Origin of the sequence: Butyricicoccus sp. (assembly GCF_050872565.1) — a bacterium.
Lineage (GTDB): Bacteria > Bacillota > Clostridia > Oscillospirales > Butyricicoccaceae > Butyricicoccus_A.
The window spans coordinates 1-6,464 of the sequence record NZ_JBNMHC010000112.1; the positions used below are offsets into that span (position 1 = coordinate 1).

Here is a 6,464-nt window from a genome sequence, read left to right on the forward strand (position 1 = left end):
GACGCGCCAGCTGTCGCAGACCATTGGTCAGGCGTCCATGCAGGTGTCTATGATTGCTATGGGTCTGGCGGGCGCAGGCCGCGTCTTTGAACTGATTGATCAGGTATCCGAAGAAGATGACGGCTATGTGCATCTGGTCAATGCAAAGAAGGATGAAGACGGCAATATCGTCGAGTGCGACAAGCCGACGGGCATGTGGGCTTGGAAGCATCCGCACAGCGCAGACGGCACCGTATCGTATCGAGAGCTGAAGGGCGATGTTCGTCTGGAGAATGTCAACTTCGGCTACACGCCGGATAAGACGGTACTGCATGATGTCTCTCTGTATGCCAAGCCGGGACAGAAAATCGCATTTGTCGGTGCAACTGGTGCCGGTAAAACGACGATTACCAATCTGATTAACCGGTTTTATGATATTCAAGACGGTAAAATTCGGTATGACGGCATCAATGTAGAAAAAATCTGTAAGCCGGATCTGCGCCGTTCCCTTGGCATTGTCTTGCAGGATGTCAATCTGTTCACAGGAACGGTCATGGATAATATTCGGTATGGCAGACTGGATGCGACCGATGAAGAGTGTATCGCAGCCGCTAAGCTGGCAAATGCAGACAGCTTCATTTCTCGTCTGCCAGATGGTTATCAGACGATGCTGACGGGCAATGGTTCAAATCTCTCGCAGGGTCAGCGTCAGCTGTTGTCGATTGCGCGTGCTGCTGTGGCAGATCCTCCGGTTATGATTTTGGATGAGGCAACTTCGTCGATTGATACACGAACCGAAGCCTTGGTGCAGGCTGGCATGGATAACCTGATGAAGGGCAGAACGGTATTTGTCATTGCACACCGTCTGTCTACGGTACGCAACAGTGAGGCAATCATGGTACTGGATCACGGTAGAATTATCGAGCGCGGCACCCATGACCAGCTCATTGAGCAGAAGGGCGTATACTATCAGCTGTACACCGGCGCATTTGAGTTGGAGTAAATCAAAAACAGACCGCGTGAGCGGTCTGTTTTCGTTTATGCAGAGATAGAGAATTGCATCAGTCAGCAGTCATCAAATCCATGATGAAAGAGAAAATTGTGACGCCTTCGGCTCTGGTCAGATTGTTTTTTGGCTGGAAACTGCCGTTTGGATAGCCAGAGATAAGACGCGTAGCTGTTGCGCGGCATACAGCATCTCGTGCCCAATTGGAAATCGTGTTCTTGTCGGTATAGGTCACATCTGCCCAATCCATGGATTTCATGTCAATTTCTTTCTGATCCAAATAGTGAGCAATCATGGTAACAAATTCTTCGCGCGTTACACCGCGATTTGGTTCAAACTTGGAATTGCCAACGCCGGAAACCAGATTGTTTGCTTGTGCCCATGCGATGGCCGGCGTATACCACTTGCCATCAGGAACATCGGTAAAATTCGCATGAGTATATTCGCTTAGATCTGCATTGTCTAGCTTGGCAATAATCTGTGTAGCCATAGCACGGGTCATCGTAACATTGCCGTCGAAACGGTGAGGAGCAGTGCCGGATACCAATCCAGCGGTTGCGGCCTTCATGGCAGAGGTAAGATACCACGACTCGTCCAAAATGTCATAGAACAGATCATCGACAAACATCGCATAAACAGTTGTTGCGCCAGTAACAGGGAATGAATAAGAAGTATCTGTGCTCAATAATGTACCATTGCTGTCGAACCAGCCTTCAAATGTCTTGTCTGCGATTGGTTCAGCGGTTAATGTGACATTGGTGCCAATATCATATTTGCCAGAACCGGAAACGCTGCCAGAGCGGGAAGCAATACCCGTTACTGGAACGAGTTTTTCACGGTGAGCACTGACAGACAAAAAGCCTGCATCGCGCTTGTCATTTATGGAAGTTTCTTCTGTATAGCGGAAGTAATTAGAATCTCCAGAGGTGACACCGAAATAACGGGAATAGTTGATGGTTCCTTTGCCATCATTGGTCATACGGTATTCACGCTGTGGATCAAAAATATAGTATTTGCCATTCAAAACGACTTCTGTCCAGCCATGATGACCATGTGCTGTGCTGCTGAATCCGAGAGATTCTTCAAACTTGAAGTCGCCGGTATGTACGTATGCGTCGATACCGATATACCGTACCATGACGGCAAATACAGCGCCCCAATCATAGCACACACCCTTGTGCTTGCTCATCGTATAATAGGTTCGAGCAATCACATCTTCCGGAAAGGCCTTTTGTAAGCCATCTTCATAGTCATTGTACGGATACTTTTCCTTAAAGCCATCGTATCCTGAATTCTTTGCCGTATATCCAGCCCAAGAGTAGTCGATATTTTGGATGGTCCATGCGTAGCAAGCCTTTACTTTTTCCGCTGTAGACTTGTTGGCATAAGGAGCAAGTACAGAGTCCAAGAGCTTGTCCAGAGCAGCGTATCCGGTTTTTTGCGGATGCAGCGTCTGACTGTTCAACAGAGAGATGATCTGTGAATCGGAGACATTCTTTTCGACAATCATTGCAGATTTGTCATCGACAGCGATTGTCGGATCATCAACCGCCTGTGCATATGCCGTAACACATGGCGTGAAGCACAGAACAAGAGCCAGCATAAAGCCGATCAGTCGCATACTTTTGTGAGTTTTCATCAATACTCCTCCTTTTTCATGTGCGGTTATTGTTTATTATATCATATAGCGAATCGAAATTGCAATCGATTTTGTACAAAATTATTTCTATGATTCTCTTGACTTAAAGTTAACTTCAGGGTGTATGCTAGAGACAACAAGAAATCCAATAGGAGGAATTTATCATGTTCAACGAAGTATACACCCTGACAGACGGTACCCACATCCCGAAGCTGGGACTCGGTACATGGTTTATTGACGATGACAAGGCAGTACAGGCCGTGCGTGAGGCAGTCAAGCTGGGCTATCGCCTAATTGATACCGCACAGGCTTATGGCAATGAGCGCGGCGTAGGAGAAGGCGTGCGCACCTGCGGCATTCCGCGAGAGCAGCTGTTTGTTGCAAGCAAGGTTGCCGCAGAAAACAAGACGTATGAGAGCGCCATGGCTTCTATTGATGAAACACTGAAAAAGATGGGCTTGGACTATCTGGACCAGATGATTATTCACAGCCCGCAGCCGTGGGCAGAATTCCGCGTAGAAAAGCGGTATTTTGAAGAAAACAAGCAGGTTTGGCGCGCATTGGAAGACGCACAGGCAGCAGGAAAAGTCAAAGTCATTGGTGTGTCCAATTTCTTGCAGGATGATTTGGAGAATATTTTGGCTGATTGCCGCGTTAAGCCGATGGTTAATCAGATTTTGCTGCACATCAGCAATACAAACAGCGAACTGCTGACGTTCTGTGAACAGCAGGGTATTCAGGTCGAGGCATATTCACCGATTGCACATGGCGAAGCACTCAAAAATCCGGCAATTGTCGAGATGGCGCAGAAATACCATGTTTCTGTCGCACAGCTGTGTATTCGCTATGTCATCCAGCTCGGCACAGTAGCACTGCCAAAGACGGCTGATCCGGCACATATGGCAGATAATGCCTCGGTAGATTTTGAGATCTCTGCACAGGATATGCAGCAACTCGTACAGATGCAGACGATTCAGAGCTATGGCGAATTTGACGTATTTCCGGTATTTGGAAAGGGTGTTTAAGAGAAAATGAAAACACTGGTAGCCTTTTATTCTCGCGCAGATGAGAATTATTTCGGTGGAACCTATCGCTATATTTCGGTCGGCAATACACAGCGCGTGGCACAGGTTATCGCGCAGGAAACCGGCGCAGATCTGTTTTCTATTCAGCAGGTACAGCCGTATGCGGCGGAATATCAGACCTGCGTCGCACAAGCAAGAGAGGATTTTTACAATAAAGCTCGGCCTGCTGTGAAAAATTTGCCGGAAAGTTTGGATGATTACGAAGAAATCTACTTGGGTTATCCGAATTACTGCGGCGATATGCCGATGGCGGTATATACATTTTTGGAAGCCTTTTCGTGGAAAGGAAAGACAATTCATCCGTTCTGTACCCATGAGGGAAGCGGATTGTCTGACACGGAGCGCAGCATTCAGCGCACCTGCTCCGGCGCAACGGTAACAAAGGGACTGGCAGTACACGGCAGTCATGTAGACAGCGCACAGCACGCGATTCAGACATGGATAGGAGGAAAATAACCGTGAGAAATAGAGACGTAATGATTGTCACTGGCGCGGGACAAATTGGCATGGCAATTGCCCGACGCGTTGGATATGGCATGAAGGTTGTTTTGGGTGATAAGTCGCTGGAGCACGCGAAAGCTATCGCAGAAACAATGAATCAGGCAGGATTTGACGTTGTTCCTGTGGAAATGGATTTGTCCAGCCGCGATTCGATTTGTCGCTTGATTGCACAGGCGCAAACATACGGAGAGATTACCAAACTGGTAAATGCTGCCGGTGTCTCGCCGAGCCAAGCACCGATTGAAGCCATTCTGCGTGTGGATTTATACGGTACAGCTGTACTGCTGGAGGAAGTCGGCAAAGTAATTCGCGCAGGCGGCGCTGGCGTGACCATTTCCAGCCAGTCAGGCTGGAGAATGCCCGCGTTGACACCGGAGCAAGATGAACTATTAGCGACAACACCGACTGAGCAGTTGCTGGAGCTGGATATGCTTCAACCTGAGAATATTCAGGACACGCTGCACGCGTATCAAATTGCTAAGCGATGCAATGAAAAGCGCGTCATGGCGCAGTCGGTCACATGGGGTGAGCGCGGTGCTCGGCTCAACGCCATTGCACCGGGCATCATTGTGACGCCGTTGGCGATCGACGAGTTCAACGGCCCGCGCGGCGCATTTTATAAAAATATGTTTGCCAAATGCCCAGCTGGTCGCCCGGGTACAGCGGACGAAGTTGCCAATGTAGCAGAGCTGCTGCTCGGTGAAAAGGGCGCATTCATTACCGGCTCGACATTCTTGATGGATGGCGGTGCAACAGCAAGTTATTTCTATGGACCGTTGAAACCGTAAGTTTCTATATGAAAAAAGACCTCATCCGATTACGTATCAGATGAGGTCTTTTGCGTCAAAATACGTTATTTACTCGTGCGAGCGCGGATAAATGCGAGCAACTGCTGTGCCGTTCCGTTGGGACCTAGCACACTGCTGTCGATGGACAGATGATAGCTGTTAGAATCGCCCCATGTGTTGTCCGAGCGTTCGGAGTAATACGATGCACGCTTCTTGTCCATTTGCTTAATCATGTTCTTGGCTTTGCCTTCCGTCAAGTCGTATTGATTCATGATGCGCTGAATACGCCAATCTAATGGCGCATGGATGAAAAAGCTGACACGATTCGGAAAATCAGAGAAGACGGCATCTGCGGCGCGTCCGATGAAAATACAAGGACCTTCCTTCGCCAGATTACGCATGGTTTCCTCTTCCGCCATAGAGATTTGCTGCTCAAAAGACAGGCCATTCTGTCCCAATGTATACATATTTGCGGCAAGAGAGAACAAAAAGCTGTTGGTCAGGGAAGAACCGCTGTCGCTCATCACCTTGGTGTACATGCCATAGTCTTTGGCTGCCTGCGCAATATCGTCTTTATCGAATAGCGGCATATGCAGCTCCTTGGCGAGAATTTCGGCAATCTGATGACCGCTGCTGCCAAACTGGCGGCTAACTGTAATAAGCAATTGGTTATTCATAACAACGCCTCCTTTGCTCTATTATACAACAATTGGAGGATGTGTTCAATTTATTTTGCGGAAAAAGGCGATTCTATAAAAAAACCTTTTCTGACACGGGAATTGATGCTATAATAACAATATATAAGATTTTCAGGTAAGGATGTTTCCATCATGAAAAATGTCATGATTCGCCCCGCGACACGCGCAGATGCACAAGAGATGCTGGCATTGTATGCGCCGTATGTACTGCATACGACCGTCACCAGCGAATATGAACCGCCTAGCTTGGAGGAGTTTACCAGCCGCATTGAGACGTATACCGCCAAGACACCGTGGTTATGTTGCGTCATAGATGGACAAATCGTCGGATATGGATATGCATCACCGCATCGGAAGCGTGCTGCCTATCAGTGGTCGTGTGAGACGTCTATTTATACCAAGATGGGATTTCATCGCCGCGGCATTGCAACCGCGCTGTATTCGGCACTGTTCGATCTGCTGGCATATCAGGGATACTATAGCATCTATGTCGGCGTGACTTGCCCTAATCCGCGTAGCATGGCGTTTCATATGTCGATGGGCTTTGAGCGCATGGGTGCGTATCACAACAGCATGTACAAATTTGGAAAATGGCGCGATGTCATTTGGATGGGCAAGGCCTTGCGACACTATGAAGGAGAGCCGAAGCCTACGCTTCTCTATCCCGACATTCAAGACCAAGCCTATTGTCAACAAGTATTGGCGCAAGCAGCACAGCTTGTGCATGAGCCGCGGGCAGTAAACCATCGCCATGCGTGAACCGTTATA

7 protein-coding genes are annotated in these 6,464 nt (G+C 48.4%); 5 read left to right on the forward strand and 2 right to left on the reverse strand.

Annotation, left to right across the window (positions count from 1 at the left end; genetic code table 11):
• Positions 1-982, forward strand: a 982-nt coding sequence (locus tag ACR0P9_RS06125) for an ABC transporter ATP-binding protein (RefSeq protein WP_432618307.1), incomplete at its 5' end; no start/stop codon positions are given.
• A 58-nt stretch (positions 983-1,040) separates the two neighbouring features.
• Here ACR0P9_RS06125 and ACR0P9_RS06130 read toward each other — a convergent pair.
• Positions 1,041-2,624, reverse strand: a complete 1,584-nt coding sequence (locus ACR0P9_RS06130) for an S-layer homology domain-containing protein (protein WP_432618309.1) — start codon at positions 2,622-2,624, stop codon at positions 1,041-1,043.
• A gap of 164 nt (positions 2,625-2,788) precedes the next feature.
• Here ACR0P9_RS06130 and ACR0P9_RS06135 point away from each other — a divergent pair, with 164 nt between their 5' ends.
• The 3 genes from ACR0P9_RS06135 to ACR0P9_RS06145 are packed head-to-tail and all read left to right on the forward strand — an operon-like array spanning position 2,789 to position 4,998.
• On the forward strand, positions 2,789-3,649 hold the full coding sequence (locus ACR0P9_RS06135) for an aldo/keto reductase (RefSeq protein WP_432618311.1): 861 nt from the start codon (positions 2,789-2,791) through the stop codon (positions 3,647-3,649).
• 6 nt (positions 3,650-3,655) lie between these two features.
• Positions 3,656-4,165, forward strand: coding sequence for a flavodoxin (locus ACR0P9_RS06140; RefSeq protein ID WP_432618313.1), 510 nt, complete (start codon positions 3,656-3,658; stop codon positions 4,163-4,165).
• A gap of 20 nt (positions 4,166-4,185) precedes the next feature.
• Positions 4,186-4,998 carry an SDR family oxidoreductase gene (locus ACR0P9_RS06145; protein WP_432618319.1) on the forward strand — a complete coding sequence of 271 codons (813 nt, stop codon included), beginning with the start codon at positions 4,186-4,188 and terminating at the stop codon, positions 4,996-4,998.
• Between the two features lie 65 nt (positions 4,999-5,063).
• Here ACR0P9_RS06145 and ACR0P9_RS06150 read toward each other — a convergent pair whose 3' ends face one another.
• Complete coding sequence (locus tag ACR0P9_RS06150) at positions 5,064-5,675, reverse strand: AAA family ATPase (RefSeq protein ID WP_432618315.1); 612 nt, start codon at positions 5,673-5,675, stop codon at positions 5,064-5,066.
• A 153-nt stretch (positions 5,676-5,828) separates the two neighbouring features.
• Here ACR0P9_RS06150 and ACR0P9_RS06155 point away from each other — a divergent pair, with 153 nt between their 5' ends.
• Positions 5,829-6,455, forward strand: coding sequence for a GNAT family N-acetyltransferase (locus ACR0P9_RS06155; RefSeq protein ID WP_432618317.1), 627 nt, complete (start codon positions 5,829-5,831; stop codon positions 6,453-6,455).
• The last annotated feature ends 9 nt before the right edge of the window (positions 6,456-6,464 follow it).

What these genes read in the sequence shown, in the direction of transcription:
- ACR0P9_RS06130 (WP_432618309.1), bottom strand. Translation starts at nt 2,624, where the DNA reads ATGAAAACTCACAAAAGTATGCGACTGATCGGCTTTATGCTGGCTCTT.
- ACR0P9_RS06135 (WP_432618311.1), top strand. Translation starts at nt 2,789, where the DNA reads ATGTTCAACGAAGTATACACCCTGACAGACGGTACCCACATCCCGAAG.
- ACR0P9_RS06140 (WP_432618313.1), top strand. Translation starts at nt 3,656, where the DNA reads ATGAAAACACTGGTAGCCTTTTATTCTCGCGCAGATGAGAATTATTTC.
- ACR0P9_RS06145 (WP_432618319.1), top strand. Translation starts at nt 4,186, where the DNA reads ATGATTGTCACTGGCGCGGGACAAATTGGCATGGCAATTGCCCGACGC.
- ACR0P9_RS06150 (WP_432618315.1), bottom strand. Translation starts at nt 5,675, where the DNA reads ATGAATAACCAATTGCTTATTACAGTTAGCCGCCAGTTTGGCAGCAGC.
- ACR0P9_RS06155 (WP_432618317.1), top strand. Translation starts at nt 5,829, where the DNA reads ATGAAAAATGTCATGATTCGCCCCGCGACACGCGCAGATGCACAAGAG.